Annotated in this window: 1 protein-coding gene; it reads left to right on the top strand. The window is 61.1% G+C overall.

The window, feature by feature from the left end:
* A partial coding sequence (locus tag LI015_RS28130; protein ID WP_227126794.1) for a phage protein GemA/Gp16 family protein occupies positions 1–265 on the top strand: 265 nt, incomplete at both ends.

The raw sequence follows: 265 nt of genomic DNA, 5'->3' as shown, positions 1-265 counted from the left end.
ATATCCTGCAGAAACAGAAGGACGATATCAAACGGCAGGAAGGGAGGCTGCCGGAGCGCAGGGGGAACCCGCAGACCGGACGGCAGCGCCGAAAGATAGGACAGCTGAAGGAGAAGCTGGGCTGGGATGAGCGGCAGGTCCGTGCCCTGTGCCACCGGATGTACCGGGTGGATGCAGTGGAATGGCTGACCTATTACCAGTGCCAGGGACTGATTGAGGCCATGAAGGCCATCCTGGAGCGGAAGCCGGAAAAGGAGGATGGCCG

The sequence above is a fragment of the Enterocloster sp. 210928-DFI.2.20 genome, from assembly GCF_020554465.1.
GTDB lineage: Bacteria > Bacillota > Clostridia > Lachnospirales > Lachnospiraceae > Enterocloster > Enterocloster bolteae.
This window is presented reverse-complemented; position numbering and strand designations above follow the sequence as displayed.